Annotated in this window: 13 protein-coding genes; 9 read left to right on the top strand and 4 right to left on the bottom strand. The window is 70.2% G+C overall.

Features of this window, described 5'->3' with window-relative positions; genetic code table 11:
* Positions 1-29 precede the first annotated feature (29 nt).
* Both OG906_RS10445 and eccCa read right to left on the bottom strand, forming a co-directional pair.
* Positions 30-263: a DUF397 domain-containing protein gene (locus OG906_RS10445; RefSeq protein ID WP_053683900.1), complete on the bottom strand. Its 234-nt coding sequence runs from the start codon at positions 261-263 to the stop codon at positions 30-32.
* Between the two features lie 100 nt (positions 264-363).
* Positions 364-4,326: a type VII secretion protein EccCa gene (gene eccCa / locus OG906_RS10440; RefSeq protein WP_329442012.1), complete on the bottom strand. Its 3,963-nt coding sequence runs from the start codon at positions 4,324-4,326 to the stop codon at positions 364-366.
* Positions 4,327-4,534: 208 nt separating this feature from the next.
* On the opposite strand from eccCa, the gene eccD reads away from it, so the two are divergent.
* The 6 genes from eccD (at position 4,535) to OG906_RS10410 (ending at position 11,710) form a co-directional block, all read left to right on the top strand.
* On the top strand, positions 4,535-6,055 hold the full coding sequence (gene eccD / locus OG906_RS10435) for a type VII secretion integral membrane protein EccD (RefSeq protein WP_329442010.1): 1,521 nt from the start codon (positions 4,535-4,537) through the stop codon (positions 6,053-6,055).
* 175 nt (positions 6,056-6,230) lie between these two features.
* A complete protein-coding gene (gene rpsO, locus OG906_RS10430) occupies positions 6,231-6,518 on the top strand; it encodes a 30S ribosomal protein S15 (protein WP_329442008.1) in 288 nt (95 codons plus the stop codon).
* Positions 6,519-6,803: 285 nt separating this feature from the next.
* A complete protein-coding gene (locus OG906_RS10425; RefSeq protein WP_053683892.1) occupies positions 6,804-9,026 on the top strand; it encodes a polyribonucleotide nucleotidyltransferase in 2,223 nt (740 codons plus the stop codon).
* On the top strand, positions 9,023-10,402 hold the full coding sequence (locus tag OG906_RS10420) for a M16 family metallopeptidase (RefSeq protein ID WP_329442006.1): 1,380 nt from the start codon (positions 9,023-9,025) through the stop codon (positions 10,400-10,402). The genes OG906_RS10425 and OG906_RS10420 overlap by 4 nt, the downstream gene beginning before the upstream one ends.
* Positions 10,403-10,482: 80 nt before the next feature.
* Positions 10,483-11,238, top strand: a complete 756-nt coding sequence (dapB, locus tag OG906_RS10415; RefSeq protein WP_329442004.1) for a 4-hydroxy-tetrahydrodipicolinate reductase — start codon at positions 10,483-10,485, stop codon at positions 11,236-11,238.
* Positions 11,239-11,257: 19 nt separating this feature from the next.
* Positions 11,258-11,710, top strand: coding sequence for a hypothetical protein (locus OG906_RS10410; RefSeq protein ID WP_267797535.1), 453 nt, complete (start codon positions 11,258-11,260; stop codon positions 11,708-11,710).
* Positions 11,711-11,744: 34 nt separating this feature from the next.
* On the opposite strand, the gene OG906_RS10405 is transcribed toward OG906_RS10410, so the two are convergent.
* Positions 11,745-12,299 (bottom strand): PH domain-containing protein, encoded by a 555-nt coding sequence (locus OG906_RS10405; RefSeq protein ID WP_329442001.1) that lies wholly within the window; start codon positions 12,297-12,299, stop codon positions 11,745-11,747.
* A gap of 48 nt (positions 12,300-12,347) precedes the next feature.
* Entirely contained in the window at positions 12,348-12,587 is a 240-nt protein-coding gene (locus OG906_RS10400) for a hypothetical protein (protein ID WP_053683883.1), read from the bottom strand.
* Between the two features lie 225 nt (positions 12,588-12,812).
* Here OG906_RS10400 and thyX point away from each other — a divergent pair, with 225 nt between their 5' ends.
* From thyX to OG906_RS10385, 3 genes are all read left to right on the top strand, one after another.
* Positions 12,813-13,553 (top strand): FAD-dependent thymidylate synthase, encoded by a 741-nt coding sequence (thyX, locus tag OG906_RS10395; RefSeq protein WP_267827955.1) that lies wholly within the window; start codon positions 12,813-12,815, stop codon positions 13,551-13,553.
* A gap of 199 nt (positions 13,554-13,752) precedes the next feature.
* Complete coding sequence (dapA, locus tag OG906_RS10390; RefSeq protein ID WP_329441997.1) at positions 13,753-14,652, top strand: 4-hydroxy-tetrahydrodipicolinate synthase; 900 nt, start codon at positions 13,753-13,755, stop codon at positions 14,650-14,652.
* Positions 14,653-14,765: 113 nt separating this feature from the next.
* Positions 14,766-16,451: a ribonuclease J gene (locus OG906_RS10385; RefSeq protein ID WP_267797531.1), complete on the top strand. Its 1,686-nt coding sequence runs from the start codon at positions 14,766-14,768 to the stop codon at positions 16,449-16,451.
* The last annotated feature ends 272 nt before the right edge of the window (positions 16,452-16,723 follow it).

The raw sequence follows: 16,723 nt of genomic DNA, 5'->3' as shown, positions 1-16,723 counted from the left end.
CCGTCCGCGTCTCCCGACGCCCGCCGACCTCAGCGCAGGTCGAACTCGCCGTCCCTGGCGCCGAGCACGAACGCCTCCCACTCGGCGGCCGTGTACCGCAGCACCGTCTCCCGGTCCAGCGAGGACCGCATGGCCACCGCCCCCTCGGGAAGCTTGGCGATCTCGACCCGCTCCTCGTCGGGACTCGTCCCGGGCGGGCCCTCCCACTCGACACCGCTGATGTCGAGCGCGTACAGCTCGTCCTTCTCCTGCTGGGACCCCATGGCGCGGCCTTCCCTTCGTACGACGGCGGTGCAGCGTTCTGGCCCGATTATCGACGCCGGCGCCGCGGGCGGGGGAGCGATTCGACTTCTCGGGCCGGCCTCACACTGCGGAGTTCGGCAACCGCCCGATCTGCACCAACGACGTGCCCCGCTTGCGCGAGGCGTAGTAGCCCCGGCCCGGCGGCATCGGACGCGGCCGGACACTGCCGATCAGGTCACCCTCGGACGGGTCGCCCGACAGCACCACGCCCTGCGCCCCCAGCTCCTTGATCCGCTGCATGAAGGGCTCGTACAGGGAACGCGAGGCCCCCGCCGCGTTCCGGGCGATGATGAAGCGGACGCCGGTGTCCCGGGCGAAGGGCAGGAACTCCACCAGCGCGGCCAGCGGATTGCCCTGACTGCTCGCGACCAGGTCGTAGTCGTCGATGATGATGAAGACGTCCGGGCCCGTCCACCAACTGCGGTCCCGCAACTGCTGCGGGGTCACGTCATCGGGCGGCCGGCGCCGGGAGAACACCCCGCCCAGCGCCTCCATGTGCATCTGGAGGGAACTCGCCATCGGCGCGTACTCCAACAGGTGCTCCTCCGGGAGCGCCCCGAGCAGCCCCCGCCGGTAGTCGCCGACCACCAGTTTGGCCTGGTCGGGGGTGTACCGGTCGGCGATCTGCCGGGCGATGAGCCGCAACAGGTTCGTCTTGCCCGACTCGCTCTCGCCGAAGACCAGGAAGAACGGATCGGTCTCGAAGTCGACGAACACCGGCTCCAGGTCCGTCTCCCCGATGCCGATCGAGATCCCGCGCGAGGGGTACTCCCCGCCCTTGGGCAGCTGATCGGCGTGGAGCAACCGCGGCAGCAGCCGCACGCCGGGAGCCGATGCGCCCGTCCACGCCTCCTTCACCGAGGCCACGAACGCCGCCGTGGCCTCCGACAGGTCCTCCGCGCTGTGCGAACCGTCGATCCGCGGCAGCGCGCCCAGGAAGTGCAGCTTCTCCGGCACCTGACCGCGACCCGGCATCCCCGTGGGGACGTTCGCGGCGACCCGCCGGTCGAACTCCGAGTCCATGACGTCGCCGAGCCGCAGTTCCAGCCGACTCAACATCTGGTCCTTCAGCGCGGACCGCACCTCCATGTAGCGCGCGGCCGTCACCACCACGTGGATCCCGTACCCCAGACCGCGGCCGGCGATGTCCGTGACGACCGGCTCCAGGCCCTCGTACTCGGTACGGAAACCGCCCCACCCGTCCACGATCAGGAACACGTCGCCCCACGCCTCGCCGGGCAGATCGCCCGCCGCGCGCCGCCGACGGTAGGTGCCCATCGAGTCGATGCCGTGGGCGCGGAAGAACTCCTCGCGCCGGTCGAGGATGCCCGCGACCTCCGCGACCGCCCGGCGCACCCGCTCCGGATCGAGCCGCGAGGCGATCCCGCCCACGTGCGGCAGCTCCGCGAGCGACGACAGACCGCCGCCGCCGAAGTCCAGACCGTAGAACTGCACCTCGCGCGGGGTGTGCGTCAACGCGAACGAGGAGATCAACGTCCGCATCAGCGTCGACTTGCCCGACTGCGGACCGCCCACCACCATCATGTGGCCCGCCGCGCCCGAGAAGTCCCGGTACAACACCTCACGCCGCTGCTCGAACGGCTTGTCGATCAGGCCGAGCGGCACGACGAGCCCGCCGGGCCGCGTGTACCCCTGCGCGTGCAACCCGCGCTCCGCCGAAGGGGCCAGGGCCGGCAGCAACTGGTCCAGCGGCGGCGCCTGGTCCAGCGGCGGCAGCCACACCTGGTGCGCCGGCACGCCCTGCCCCTCCAGCCGGCCCACGATCACGTCCAGCACCGTGTCCGCCTGCGCGTCGCCCCCCTGCGCGGCGGCCCGCGCCGCCAGGTACGCCGGGTCCGGCGCGGCGTACACCACCGGCACCGGCGCCGCCGTGAACCGCACGGGCCGGCGCTCCAACGGGAACAGCCCCACCGACAGGTCGGGCCCGCCCGAACGGTAGGTGCCCGACACGTACGCCGCCTTGAAGCGGGTCATCTCGTCCATACCGAACTTCAGGTACCCCGAACCCGGCACCGACGGCAGGTGGTACGCGTCCGGCACCCCGAGCGCGGTCCGCGACTCGGCCGCCGAGAACGTCCGCAGACCCACCCGATAGGAGAGGTAGGTGTCCAGCCCGCGCAGCTTGCCCTCCTCCAGCCGCTGCGACGCCAGCAACAGGTGCACGCCCAGCGAACGCCCGATGCGACCGATCTGGATGAACATGTCGATGAAGTCGGGCTTCGCCGTCAACAGTTCGGAGAACTCGTCGATGACCAACACCAGCGAGGCCAACGGCTCCAGCGGCGCACCGGCCGCCCGCGCCTTCTCGTAGTCGTGGACGTTCGCGTAGTTGCCCGCCGACCGCAGCAACTCCTGCCGGCGCTGCAACTCGCCGCGGATCGAGTCGCCCATGCGGTCCACGAGCGTCAGGTCGTCCGCCAGGTTGGTGATCACCGCCGCCACGTGCGGCATCTGCCCCATGCCCGTGAACGTCGCACCACCCTTGAAGTCGGCGAGGACGAAGTTCAGCGTCTCCGAGGTGTGCGTGACCGCCAGGCCCAACACCAGCGTCCGCAGCAGCTCCGACTTCCCGGAGCCGGTCGCACCCACACACAGACCGTGCGGACCCATGCCCTCCTGGGCGGCCTCCTTGAGGTCCAGCATGACCGGGGAGCCGTCCTCGCCCACTCCGATCGGCACGCGCAACCGCTCGCCGGCCGACCGGGGCCGCCACGTCCGCGACACGTCGATGGAGGCCGCGTCACCCAGGTTCAGCAGGTCCGTGAAGTCCAGATTCGCCAACAAGGGCTCGTCCTCGTCACCGCCACCCGTGCGCAACGGCGCCAACTGCCGGGCCAAGGCCTCCGCCGCGGGCAACGACAGGGTGTCCGGCACCCCCTCGTACGCGATGCCGGCGCCCGACTCCAGTCGCAACCGACCCGGCCGCACCACCACGGACAAGCCGCCGCGCGGCTCGTCGAGCTCTCCCGGGACCACCTCGACGACGGTCACGCCCTGGAGGCCCTCGACCGCCGCGAACACCGAGTCCGGCGGCACGATCCCGCCGTCCAGCACGATCACCAGGTGCGGCTGGTCCAACACGGGGGAGACCTCCCGGCTGAAGCGCGGCCGCCCCTCCAGGCGCGGGGCCAACAACCCCTCCAGCTCACCCAGGTCGTCACCGAACAGCCGCTTCGTGCCGGCGCCGTCCACCTGACCCGGCACCTGCGTGTGCGGCAACCACTTCGTCCAGTCCCACGAGGGCACCGCCCCCGGCGCGGCCACCACGGCCACCATCAGGTCCTCGGGGGAGTGCAACGTCGTCAACTGCGCCACCAACGCCCGCGCCGTCCCGCGCGCCGACTCCGTCTCCCCGGACACCGTCACGTGGTAGAACGCCCGGATCGACACCGCCACCGGCAGCCCGTCCAACGAGGAGTGCACCTTCAGGAACCGCTGCATCGCGCCCGCCGTCAGCGGCTCCAACTCGTCCACCGGCGCCGTGTCCGGAGCCACCAACGCGGTCGACAGTCGCTGCGGGCCCAGCCCCAGCCGCGCCTGCCCGAAGTCCGCGTCCCCGACCCGCCGTTCCCACAGCCGTGATCCCTCGGCCACCACCGACCACAGCTGCTCCGGGGCCGGGTGCAGGTACCACTGCGCGTCGCGCTGCGCCCGCGCCGTCCTGCGCACCTGCCGGCGCGTCTGCGCCAGGTACTTCATGTAGTCCCGCCGCACGTCCGCCATTTGCCCCTGCGTACCGCGCCGGTGACGCACCAACTGGGCGATCACCATGCCCACGGTCGACGCCAGCATCAGCACGCCCATCACGCGCATGAACGGCGCCGTACCCGGCATGAAGAAGAAGACGACCGACGAACCCATGCCGAGCATCGGCAGGAGCTGCATCAGCATGCCCTCCTGCTGCCCGCGCGGCAGCTCCGGCGGCGCCTCCATCCTCAGGTCGTCCGAAGGGACTTCGGGCGGCAGCGCCCGGGGCGGGCGCTTGACGACGATCTGGCTCACCGGAGCATCAATCCCTTGGAAACGGACGAGACGTCGCGACCGACGCCCCCAAGTCCCGCACACGGAGGGGGACTCCTCCGCGCGACGGCGATCCTACGTGCCGGCCCTCGGACGCAGGCCCGGTAGGGTGACCGCGCGCGGCATGCGCAACCGCGAATCGGCCCGCGCACGCGCGCGGTCGAGCACGCCAACCAGGGGGGTCACACAGGTGAGTACGGCCGAGGCGACGGGTTTCTGCAGGGTCACCGTCGTGGCCCCGGACAGCCGGATAGACGTGGCCCTCCCCGAGGACATCGCCGTCGCCGACGTCTACCCCGAACTGCTGCGCCTCACCGGCCAGACCCAGCCCGTCGGCGCACCGACCGGCTTCCACCTCGTACGCCGCTCCGGGGTGGTCCTCGACGGCGCCCGCACCCTCGCCGCCCAGCAGGTCCTCGACGGCGAGGTGCTCAGCCTGCGCCCCTTCGCCGAGTCCCTGCCGTCCGCCGTCTTCGACGACGTCTCCGACGCCGTGGCCTCGGCCGTCGTCCGCGACCGCCACCGCTGGAGCGACGACATGCTGCGCGGAGCGGGCCTGGCGGGCGCTGCCGTCCTGCTCGTCCTGCTCGGCTTCGTCCTCTGGTACGCCGACCCGGTCCGCCACGACATGCACGGCCTGCCCGGCGTCATCGCCGGAGCCGTCGCCGTCCTGCTCGTCGCCGCCGCCGGCGTCCGCGCCCGGGTGTACGACGACCGGGGCTCGGCCGTCGCCCTCGGTCTCGCCGCCCTCCCGCACCTGCTGATCGCCGGCTCCGGCATCGTCGCCCCCGCGGCCGGCCAGGGACCCGGCCGCCTCCAGTTCCTCCTCGGCTGCCTCTGCGCCCTCGTGGCCGCCGTCGCCCTGGTCGCCCTCACTCCGAACGGGGACGCCCCCTTCGTCGCGGCCACCTTCCTGGCCGCCACCGGAACCCTCGCCGCCTTCGCGGCCATCGCCACCGAGGGCTCCGCCACCGCCATGGCCGCCGTCTGCGCCCCCGCGGCCGTGGGCCTCGTCGCCTTCCTCCCCGGCCTCTCCGCCCGCTTCGCCCGGCTGCCCATCGGCTACGCCGCCCCGCAGAGCTCCGCCGGCGACCACGAGATCCCCGAGCGGCACGAGACCCGGCCGTCCGGCGCCCCGACCGACCCGGCCGACCCCGGCGCCGAGGCCCGGCGCGACCCGGCCGCCCTCGACGCCGAGGCCATCGCCGTCCAGGCCCGCCGCGGCCACGAGATGCTGCTCGGCCTCGTCGGCGGCTGCGCGGCCGTCGCCGTGGGCGCCGCCGCCGTCCTCGGCTTCTCCGACGACACCTGGGGCCGACTGCTCGCCCTGGCCACCGGCCTCGCCATGCTGCTCAGGGCCCGGCTCTTCCGCCACACCTCGCAGGTGGTGTGCGCCCTCGCCGCCGGTCTCGCCGCCGTCGCCCTGCTCGTCCTGGGCCTGGCCCTGCACCCGCCGGCCGACCTCGTCGCGGAACTCCTGCGCCACGGGGGCCGCGGCGCACTGGACCTCCGTACGATCTGGCTCTCGGCCGCCGTCGCCGCCGGCGCGGTCCTCCTCTCCACAATTGCGCTTGTCATCCCCCGCAAGGGCCTGTCACCCTTCTGGGGACGGACGCTCGACCTCACCGAGGCCGCAGTGCTGCTCAGCCTGGTCCCGCTGACCCTGGCCGTGCTCGACGTCTACTCCCGGGCCCGCGCTCTCACCAGCTGAGACTGCCGGGACCCGGCAGCCTGGTACGCTGTGTGACGGCCGTTTGTGTACGCGCCCCCGGAGATCTTCTGGAGGCTGCGCTCAGCGGACCTCGCCTCCCGAGTAACGGAAGATCCCCAGAGAATTCGACCTGGGGCACTCGGTGGCAACGAAGACCCAATACTGAGGAGTACGCGTGCCGCTCGACGCCGCAACGAAGAAGCAGCTCATCGAAGAATTTGGTGCCAAGGAGGGCGACACCGGCTCCCCCGAGGTTCAGGTCGCGATGCTCTCCCGCCGCATCTCGGACCTGACCGAGCACCTCAAGACCCACAAGCACGACCACCACTCCCGTCGTGGTCTGCTGATCCTGGTCGGCCAGCGTCGCCGCCTGCTGCAGTACCTGGCCAAGAAGGACATCCAGCGCTTCCGTGCGCTGGTCGAGCGCCTCGGCATCCGCCGCGGTGCGGCCGGCGCCAAGTAAAGACGCTGTGAAGGGAGCGGTTCCCACACGAGGGGGCCGCTCCCTTTGCTGTACGTGCGCGACGCACCACACGCTTTGTAGTCTGGAAGCACACGCGCACAACCGAAGAGGAGGAGCGCCCTCCCTACGCCGCCGGTCCTCGGTAGTGGCATCCGGAAAGCCCAGCGAGGGCAACGAACCGGGTGCTTCGATCGAAGACCGGCCCGCACGCCAGGAGCGCTTCTCCAACACCGTTCGTCACCACACGGGTGACGGACGGAGACGACGAAAATGGAGATATCGCTAGTGGAGAACGAGACCCACTACGCCGAGGCCGTCATTGACAACGGTTCCTTCGGCACCCGCACCATCCGCTTCGAGACGGGCCGTCTGGCCCGCCAGGCCGCCGGCTCCGCCGTTGCCTACCTGGACGACGACACGATGGTGCTGTCCGCCACCACCGCGTCGAAGAAGCCCAAGGACCAGCTCGACTTCTTCCCCCTCACGGTGGACGTCGAGGAGCGGCAGTACGCGGCCGGCAAGATCCCCGGCTCCTTCTTCCGTCGCGAGGGCCGGCCCTCCGAGGACGCGATCCTCACCTGCCGCCTGATCGACCGCCCGCTGCGCCCGTCCTTCAAGAAGGGTCTGCGCAACGAGATCCAGGTCGTCGCGACGATCATGGCGCTCAACCCCGACCACCTGTACGACGTCGTGGCGATCAACGCCGCCTCCGCGTCCACCCAGCTGGCCGGCCTGCCCTTCTCCGGCCCGATCGGCGGCGTCCGCGTCGCGCTGATCCGCGGCCAGTGGGTCGCCTTCCCGACGCACACCGAGCTCGAGGACGCCGTCTTCGACATGGTCGTCGCGGGTCGCGTCCTGGAGGACGGCGACGTCGCGATCATGATGGTCGAGGCCGAGGCCACCGAGAAGACCATCGCCCTGGTCAAGGGCGGCGCCGAGGCGCCGACCGAGGAGGTCGTGGCCGCCGGCCTCGACGCCTCGAAGCCCTTCATCAAGGTCCTCTGCAAGGCCCAGGCCGACCTGGCCGCCAAGGCCGCCAAGCCCGAGGGCGAGTTCCCGGTCTTCCTGGACTACCAGGACGACGTGTACGAGGCCCTCTCGGCCGCCGTCAAGGGCGAGCTCTCCCAGGCGCTGACCATCGCGGGCAAGCAGGACCGCGAGGCCGAGCTGGACCGCGTCAAGGAGATCGCCGCCGAGAAGCTCCTCCCGGCCTTCGAGGGCCGCGAGAAGGAGATCTCCGCCGCCTACCGCAGCCTCACCAAGGCCCTGGTGCGCGAGCGCGTCATCAAGGACAAGGTCCGCATCGACGGCCGCGGGATCACGGACATCCGTACCCTCGCCGCCGAGGTCGAGGCCATCCCGCGCGTGCACGGCTCGGCGCTGTTCGAGCGTGGCGAGACCCAGATCCTGGGCGTCACCACCCTCAACATGCTCCGCATGGAGCAGCAGCTGGACACCCTCTCCCCGGTGACCCGCAAGCGCTACATGCACAACTACAACTTCCCGCCGTACTCCGTCGGCGAGACCGGCCGCGTCGGTTCGCCGAAGCGCCGCGAGATCGGCCACGGCGCGCTCGCCGAGCGCGCGATCGTGCCGGTCCTCCCGACGCGCGAGGAGTTCCCCTACGCGATCCGTCAGGTGTCCGAGGCCCTCGGCTCCAACGGCTCGACGTCCATGGGCTCGGTCTGCGCCTCCACCATGTCGCTGCTGAACGCCGGTGTGCCCCTCAAGGCCCCCGTCGCCGGCATCGCCATGGGTCTGATCTCGCAGGAGATCGACGGCAAGACCCACTACGTCGCCCTCACCGACATCCTCGGTGCGGAGGACGCCTTCGGCGACATGGACTTCAAGGTCGCCGGCACCAAGGAGTTCGTCACCGCGCTCCAGCTGGACACCAAGCTCGACGGCATCCCGGCCTCGGTTCTGGCCGCCGCCCTCAAGCAGGCCCGCGACGCCCGCCTCCACATCCTCGACGTGATGATGGAAGCGATCGACACGCCGGACGAGATGTCCCCGAACGCCCCCCGGATCATCACCGTCAAGATCCCGGTGGACAAGATCGGTGAGGTCATCGGCCCCAAGGGCAAGATGATCAACCAGATCCAGGAGGACACCGGCGCCGAGATCACGATCGAGGACGACGGCACCATCTACATCGGTGCCGCCGACGGCCCGGCCGCCGAGGCCGCCCGCGCCACGATCAACCAGATCGCCAACCCGACCATGCCGGAGGTCGGCGAGCGCTACCTGGGTACGGTCGTCAAGACCACCACCTTCGGTGCCTTCGTCTCCCTCATGCCGGGCAAGGACGGCCTGCTGCACATCTCGCAGATCCGCAAGCTCGCCGGTGGCAAGCGCGTGGAGAACGTCGAGGACGTGCTCGCGGTCGGCACCAAGGTCCAGGTCGAGATCGCCGAGATCGACTCCCGCGGCAAGCTCTCCCTCGTCCCCGTGGTCGAGGGCGAAGCAGCCGACGCCGACGCTGACAAGGACGACTCCGACAAGTGACGTCGCGTAGTTCCCGTGTGACGGCCCGCCCCTCTTCGGAGGGGCGGGCCGTCGCCCGTACCCAAACCCTGCTCAAGGGGCAGAACGGCATCGGCACCGTCCGGCGCACGGTCCTGCCCGGCGGACTGCGCATCGTCACCGAGACGCTGCCCTCCGTCCGCTCCGCCACCTTCGGCATCTGGGCGAACGTGGGCTCCCGGGACGAGACGCCCACGCTCAACGGCGCCACGCACTACCTGGAGCACCTCCTCTTCAAGGGCACCGACAAGCGCAGTGCCCTGGACATCTCCTCCGCGATCGACGCGGTCGGCGGCGAGATGAACGCCTTCACGGCGAAGGAGTACACCTGCTACTACGCACGGGTGCTCGACACCGACCTGCCGCTGGCCATCGACGTGGTCTGCGACATGCTCACCGGCTCGCTGATCCGCGAGGAGGACGTCGACGCCGAGCGCGGCGTCATCCTCGAAGAGATCGCCATGACCGAGGACGACCCGGGCGACTGCGTGCACGACCTGTTCGCGCAGACCATGTTCGGCGACAGCCCGCTGGGCCGTCCCGTCCTCGGCACCGTGGAGACGATCAACGCGCTCGGCGCCGACCGGATCCGCCGCTTCTACAAGAAGCACTACGACCCGACCCACCTGGTCGTGGCCGCGGCCGGCAACGTCGACCACGACAAGGTCGTACGCCAGGTCCGCGCGGCCTTCGAGAAGGCCGGCGCCCTGGGTCGCACCGACGCCGAGCCGATCGGCCCGCGCGGCGGCACCAAGCGGATCCGCACCGCCGGCCGCGTCGAACTGGTCAACCGCAAGACCGAGCAGGCCCACGTGGTCCTCGGCATGCCCGGCCTCGCCCGCACCGACGAGCGCCGCTGGGCGCTGGGCGTGCTGAACACCGCCCTCGGCGGCGGCATGTCCTCCCGGCTGTTCCAGGAGGTCCGCGAGAAGCGCGGCCTCGCCTACAGCGTGTACTCGTACACCTCGGGCTTCGCCGACACCGGCCTGTTCGGCGTGTACGCCGGCTGCCGGCCCAGCCAGGTCCACGACGTGCTGCGGATCTGCCGGGACGAGCTGGACAAGGTCGCCTCGGACGGGCTCACGGACGAGGAGATCGGGCGGGCCGTCGGCCAGCTGTCCGGCTCCACGGTCCTCGGCCTGGAGGACACCGGTGCCATCATGAACCGGATCGGCAAGAGCGAGCTGTGCTGGGGCGACCAGATGTCGGTCGACGACATGCTGGCCCGGATCGCGGCCGTGACCCCGGACGACGTCCGGGCCGTCGCGCAGGACGTGCTGGCCCACAAGCCGTCGCTCGCCGTGATCGGACCGTTGAAGGAGAAGCAGGCCGCCCGCCTCGACGAAGCGGTCGCCTGAGATCCTGGGTTCCCGGGTGCCGGTCCGCCCCGGCCGGCCGGCACCCGGCCCTGTGAGACGCAAGCGAAGGAAGCACGAGCATGAGCAGCAAGCTGCGGGTCGCGGTTCTCGGCGCCCAGGGGCGCATCGGCGCCGAGGCGGTCAAGGCCGTCGAGGCCGCCGAGGACATGGAACTGGTCGCCGCGCTCACCCGCGGGGACAAGCTGGAGACCCTGACCGACGCCGGCGCCCAGGTCGTCGTCGAGCTGACCACTCCCGCCGCCGTCATGGACAACCTCGACTTCTGCGTCCGGCACGGCATCCACGCCGTCGTCGGCACCACCGGCTGGAACGAGGAGCGCCTGGCCGAGCTGAACACCTGGCTCGCCGGCTCCCCGGAGACCGGGGTGCTCATCGCCCCCAACTTCTCCATCGGCGCCGTCCTCACCATGAAGTTCGCCGCTCAGGCCGCCCGCTACTTCGAGTCCGTCGAGGTCGTCGAACTGCACCACCCCAACAAGGTGGACGCCCCCTCGGGCACGGCGACCCGCACCGCGCAACTCATCGCGGCCGCCCGCGCCGAAGCCGGTCTGGGCGCCCAGCCCGACGCCACGGCCACCGCCCTCGACGGTGCCCGCGGCGCTGACGTGGACGGCGTCCCCGTGCACGCCATCCGCCTGCGCGGCCTGCTGGCCCACCAGGAGGTGCTCCTCGGCGGCGAGGGGGAGACCCTCACCATCCGTCACGACTCCCTGCACCACAGCAGCTTCATGCCGGGCATCCTGCTCGGCGCACGCCGCGTGACGCAGACCCCGGGCCTCACCTTCGGCCTGGAACACTTCCTCGACCTCGGCTGATGAGCAGGCAGTAGTACCCATGCGCGCGAAGATCACGTACTTCCTCACGGCCGCCGTCCTGGTCGTCTACTTCGTCCTGGTCGGCAGCCGGGGCCTGATGCTGCTTCAGCACGGCACCTGGCTCACCGTCACCATGGGCCTGTCCGTGCTGGTCCTGCCGGTCATCGGCATCTGGTTCCTCTGGAAGAACACGCGGTTCGTCACCAAGGCCAACCAGCTCGCCGCCGAGCTGGAGGCCGAGGGCGCCCTGCCGGCGGACGAGCTGGAGCGGGACCAGTACGGGCGGATCCTGCGGGACTCCGCCGACGAGGTCTTCGCGCGCCGCAAGGTCGAGACCGAGGACGCGCCGGGCGACTGGCGCAGCTGGTTCCGGCTCGCCGTGGCCTATCACGACGCCCGCGACACCCCGCGGGCCCGCAAGGCCATGCAGCGCGCCATCGCCCTGCACGACGGAAAGCCCGTACAGGTCTGATTCCCGTACGGGCTCCACGTGCGCCGGGGACGGCTCAGGCGGGGACGGCCCGGTACTCGTCGGCCCACGCCTCCACCATCCCGGCGGCCCGGTCGAAAGCCTCGGACCGGGCCAGGAAATCGGCGTTGTGGTCGGTCAGGAGCACCGGCAGTTCGGCGCCGTCGCGCGCCGCCGCGGTCAGGGCCTGACCCTGCACGGTCCTCGGCAGTCCGAGCCAGCGCACCGGCTGCTGCACGGTGCGAATGCTGTCGATCTTGCTCCAGGCGACCGAGCGCGTCCCGAAGAACGCCACCCGGCGCAGCCCCGTACGACTCACCCAGACACCCATGCGCAGCAGGCGCAGGGTCGCGCCGACCACGGCGAGCGCGGCCGCCAGGGAGAGCATCGCCCCGCCCCAGGTGCCCGCGAAGGCGACGATCATCGTGGCCAGGAGCATGAAGGCGGAGAGCAGCAGCAGCAGCGCCGCGACGGCGACCCGCCAGGGACCGGGACGGTAGGGCCGACGCCAGCGGTCGGGATCGTCGTGGGGCAGTGTCTCTTCTTCGTGCGCGTCGAAGACGCCGTCGGCCGTCAAGAAGGGCAGGGGCACGGCTGGACCTCACTCACATGCACGTTCGGTTGGGCTGTGCCCGTGAGGCTACCGCCCCTCGGACGCCTCCGACTGCTGTGACTTCTGGGGCGCCTTGTGCGGCTGCAGTGCCGGCATGCCGAAGAGCAGCGAGCCGACGAGCCCCGCCACCACGGTCAGTCCGACCAGCGTACGGGCGGCGATCTGCGTCTTGGCCAGACTCTCTCGCGGCGGTGGAGTGACGTTACTGCGGAATCGGTCGGCCTCGGCGACGAAGGCGAAGGGGACGGGTTCGCGCCGGCGAAACATGGAGGCACTCTCCTCACGGTCAGGGCCCGCGGGCCACGTGGTGCGTTCTCCAGGTAAGACGTCCGAAGTCCCCGATCCGTGCCGCGAATCGGAACATTCGCCGAATCACGTGGCGGAGCGTCAGCTGTACGGGTGACCCCGCCACCGCCCCGGCCTGGGAATCGAGCCGTTCCCCGCGCCGTAGAGTGGGCGCGCCCCAGGTAATACCGTTCGGAAGGACCCCCGGTGAGCGAGAACGCCGCTTCAGACCTGAAACCCAGCTTCCGCAGTGACGTGACGGTGGAGCTGGTGAAGCACTCCGCCGCCGACTCCGACGTGCTGTGGGCCGCCCGTGTCTCCACGGCCGGCGAGCAGTCCCTGGAGGAGCTCCAGAAGGACCCCGAGCGCTCCAAGGGCCTCATCAACTATCTGATGCGCGACCGCCACGGCAGCCCCTTCGAGCACAACTCGATGACCTTCTTCATCAGCGCCCCGATCTTCGTGTTCCGCGAGTTCATGCGGCACCGCGTCGGCTGGTCCTACAACGAGGAATCGGGCCGCTACAGGGAGCTGGAGCCGGTCTTCTACGTCCCGGACGCGGATCGCAAGCTGATCCAGGAAGGCCGACCGGGCAAGTACGTCTTCGTCGAGGGAACCGCCGCGCAGCAGGAGCTGACCAGCCGCGTCATGGAGGACTCCTACGTCCAGGCCTACCAGGCCTACCAGGAGATGCTGGCGGCGGGCGTGGCCCGGGAGGTTGCCCGTTCGGTCCTGCCGGTCGGACTTTTCTCCTCGATGTACGCCACCTGCAACGCGCGCTCGCTGATGCACTTCCTCGGACTGCGCACCCAGCACGAGCTGGCCACCACCCCGTCCTTCCCGCAGCGGGAGATCGAGATGGTCGGCGAGAAGATGGAGCGGCACTGGGCCGGTCTCATGCCGCTCACGTACGCCGCGTACAACGCGAACGGTCGCGTTGCCCCGTAAGGCCGGAGCCACGCCCGGCGCACAGATGTGCGGCGCAAGTCCCAAGTGTCCGTATTGCGGCGTTTCGTAAAGTTCATCTAGGCTGATCAAACGGACCCGGCACTGCTTGAACCCCCGAGCAGGCAGTGCCGGGCTCCAACACTCGGTTCACGTCCCCCGAGGGGACACCGCGAGCATGGCAGCGAGTAGCGTGTTACCCATGGCTCCGATCTCGACTCCGCAGACCCCCTTCGGGCGGGTCCTCACCGCCATGATCACGCCGTTCACGGCTGATGGCGCACTCGACCTCGACGGCGCGCAGCAGCTCGCCGTCCACCTGGTGGACGCAGGCAACGACGGCCTGATCATCAACGGCACCACCGGTGAGTCGCCGACCACCACCGACGCGGAGAAAAACGACCTCGTACGAGCCGTACTCGAAGCCGTCGGCGACCGCGCCCACGTGGTGGCGGGCATCGGCACCAACGACACCCGGCACACCCTCGAACTCGCCCGACAGGCGGAGCACACCGGCGCCCACGGCCTGCTCGCGGTGACGCCGTACTACAGCAAGCCGCCGCAGGAAGGCCTCTACCGGCACTTCACGGCGATCGCGGACGCCACCGAGCTGCCCGTCATGCTCTACGACATCCCCGGCCGCAGCGGTGTCCCGATCAACACCGAAACGCTCGTCCGGCTGGCCGAGCACCCCCGTATCGTTGCCAACAAGGACGCCAAGGGTGACCTGGGCCGCGCCAGCTGGGCCATCGCCCAGAGCGGTCTGGCCTGGTACTCCGGCGACGACATGCTGAACCTGCCCCTCCTGTCGGTCGGCGCGGTCGGATTCGTCTCCGTGGTCAGCCACGTGGTCACCCCCGAACTCCGCGCGATGCTCGACGCCCACCTGGGCGGCGACGTCCAGAAGGCCACCGAGATCCACCAGAAGCTGCTCCCCGTCTTCACCGGCATGTTCCGCACGCAGGGCGTCATCACCACCAAGGGCGCCCTCGGCCTGCAAGGACTTCCCGCCGGCCCGCTCCGGCTCCCGCTCGTCGAGCTGACCGCCGAAGAGACGGCGCAGCTCAAGATCGATCTTGCCGCCGGCGGGGTACAGCTCTGACAACAGACTTCACAACTGAACAAGCACAATCCGAAACCGCATAAGCAAGTGCACGAATGACATGCGCGCCACGTGCCTACGAGGTACGTGGCGCGTGTGGTGAGGAGACACTTTTGAGCCATCCGCATCCTGAACTGGGCCCGCCGCCGAAGCTCCCCAAGGGCGGCCTCCGGGTCACCCCCCTGGGCGGCCTCGGCGAGATCGGCCGCAACATGACCGTCTTCGAGTTCGACGGTCGCCTGCTGATCGTCGACTGCGGCGTCCTCTTCCCCGAAGAGGAGCAGCCGGGCATCGACCTGATCCTGCCGGACTTCTCGTCCATCCGGGATCGCCTCGACGACATCGAGGGCATCGTGCTCACGCACGGTCACGAGGACCACATCGGCGCCGTCCCCTACCTCCTCCGGGAGAAGCCGGACATCCCGCTGATCGGCTCCAAGCTGACGCTCGCCCTGATCGAGGCGAAGCTCCAGGAGCACCGCATCCGCCCCTACACCCTTGAGGTGAAGGAAGGCGAGCGCGAGAACCTGGGTCCCTTCGACTGCGAGTTCATCGCGGTCAACCACTCCATCCCGGACGCGCTGGCCGTGGCCATCCGCACCGGCGCCGGCATGGTGGTGTGCACCGGCGACTTCAAGATGGACCAGCTGCCGCTGGACAAGCGCCTCACCGACCTGCACGCCTTCGCGCGTCTGAGCGAGGAGGGCATCGACCTCCTCCTCTCGGACTCGACGAACGCCGAGGTCCCGGGATTCGTCCCGCCCGAGCGCGAGATCTCCAACGTCCTGCGCACGGTCTTCGCGAACGCCCACAACCGGATCATCGTGGCGAGCTTCGCCAGCCACGTGCACCGCATCCAGCAGATCCTCGACGCGGCCCACGAGTACGGCCGCCGTGTGGCCTTCGTCGGTCGTTCGATGGTCCGCAACATGGGCATCGCCCGTGACCTGGGCTACCTGAAGGTCCCGCCGGGCCTGGTCGTGGACGTGAAGACCCTCGACGACCTGCCGGCCCACGAGGTCGTCCTGGTCTGCACGGGTTCCCAGGGCGAGCCCATGGCGGCCCTGTCCCGCATGGCGAACCGCGACCACCAGATCCGGATCGTCCCCGGCGACACGGTGATCCTGGCGTCGTCCCTGATCCCGGGCAACGAGAACGCGGTCTACCGCGTGATCAACGGCCTGACCCGATGGGGCGCCAACGTCGTACACAAGGGCAACGCCAAGGTGCACGTCTCCGGTCACGCCTCCGCAGGCGAGCTGCTGTACTTCTACAACATCTGCAAGCCGCGGAACCTGATGCCGGTCCACGGCGAGTGGCGCCACCTGCGCGCCAACGCCGAGCTCGGCGCGATGACGGGTGTCCCCAAGGACCGCATCGTCATCGCCGAGGACGGCGTGGTCGTCGACCTGATCGACGGCAAGGCCCGCATCTCGGGCAAGGTCCAGGCCGGCTACGTGTACGTGGACGGCCTCTCGGTCGGTGACGTCACCGAGGCCTCGCTCAAGGACCGCCGCATCCTCGGCGACGAGGGCATCATCTCGGTCTACGTGGTGGTCGACAGCACCACGGGCAAGGTCGTGAGCGGCCCGAACATCCAGGCCCGGGGCTCCGGCATCGAGGACTCGGCGTTCACCGCGGTCCTGCCGAAGATCGAGGAAGCCATCGCGCGCGCCGGCGCCGACGGCGTGGCCGAGCCGCACCAGATCCAGCAGCTCATCCGCCGCACCATGGGCAAGTGGGTCTCGGACGGCTACCGCCGCCGCCCGATGATCCTCCCGGTCGTCGTCGAGGTCTGAGCCTCGCCGTAACGCCCGTATCGGAGCGGGGCAACCGGATTTGCATCCGGGGGCCCCGCTCCAGTACGTTTACGTCTCCACCTCGCACGGACCCGGGCACACACGTGTGCCCGACCGACCATGCGAGCGGGTGGGAATCAAGCACTCAGGGACACCTGATAAAGTCTGATCCACCTGAAAGGGAAAGGCCCTCCAACGGCCATCGAATTCAAATCCGAGTCGGAAACGACACGGAAATGATCTGATAGAGTTGGAATCGCCGGAATGGGAAA

The sequence above is a fragment of the Streptomyces sp. NBC_01426 genome, from assembly GCF_036231985.1.
Taxonomy (GTDB): Bacteria; Actinomycetota; Actinomycetes; order Streptomycetales; family Streptomycetaceae; genus Streptomyces.
Note: the sequence above shows the minus strand (reverse complement) of the source record. Positions and strands in the feature narration are given on the sequence as shown.

Coding starts and splice junctions, on each gene's coding strand:
- OG906_RS10410 (WP_267797535.1), top strand. CDS start 11,258: ATGCGCGCGAAGATCACGTACTTCCTCACGGCCGCCGTCCTGGTCGTC.
- dapB (WP_329442004.1), top strand. CDS start 10,483: ATGAGCAGCAAGCTGCGGGTCGCGGTTCTCGGCGCCCAGGGGCGCATC.
- dapA (WP_329441997.1), top strand. CDS start 13,753: ATGGCTCCGATCTCGACTCCGCAGACCCCCTTCGGGCGGGTCCTCACC.
- OG906_RS10445 (WP_053683900.1), bottom strand. CDS start 263: ATGGGGTCCCAGCAGGAGAAGGACGAGCTGTACGCGCTCGACATCAGC.
- OG906_RS10400 (WP_053683883.1), bottom strand. CDS start 12,587: ATGTTTCGCCGGCGCGAACCCGTCCCCTTCGCCTTCGTCGCCGAGGCC.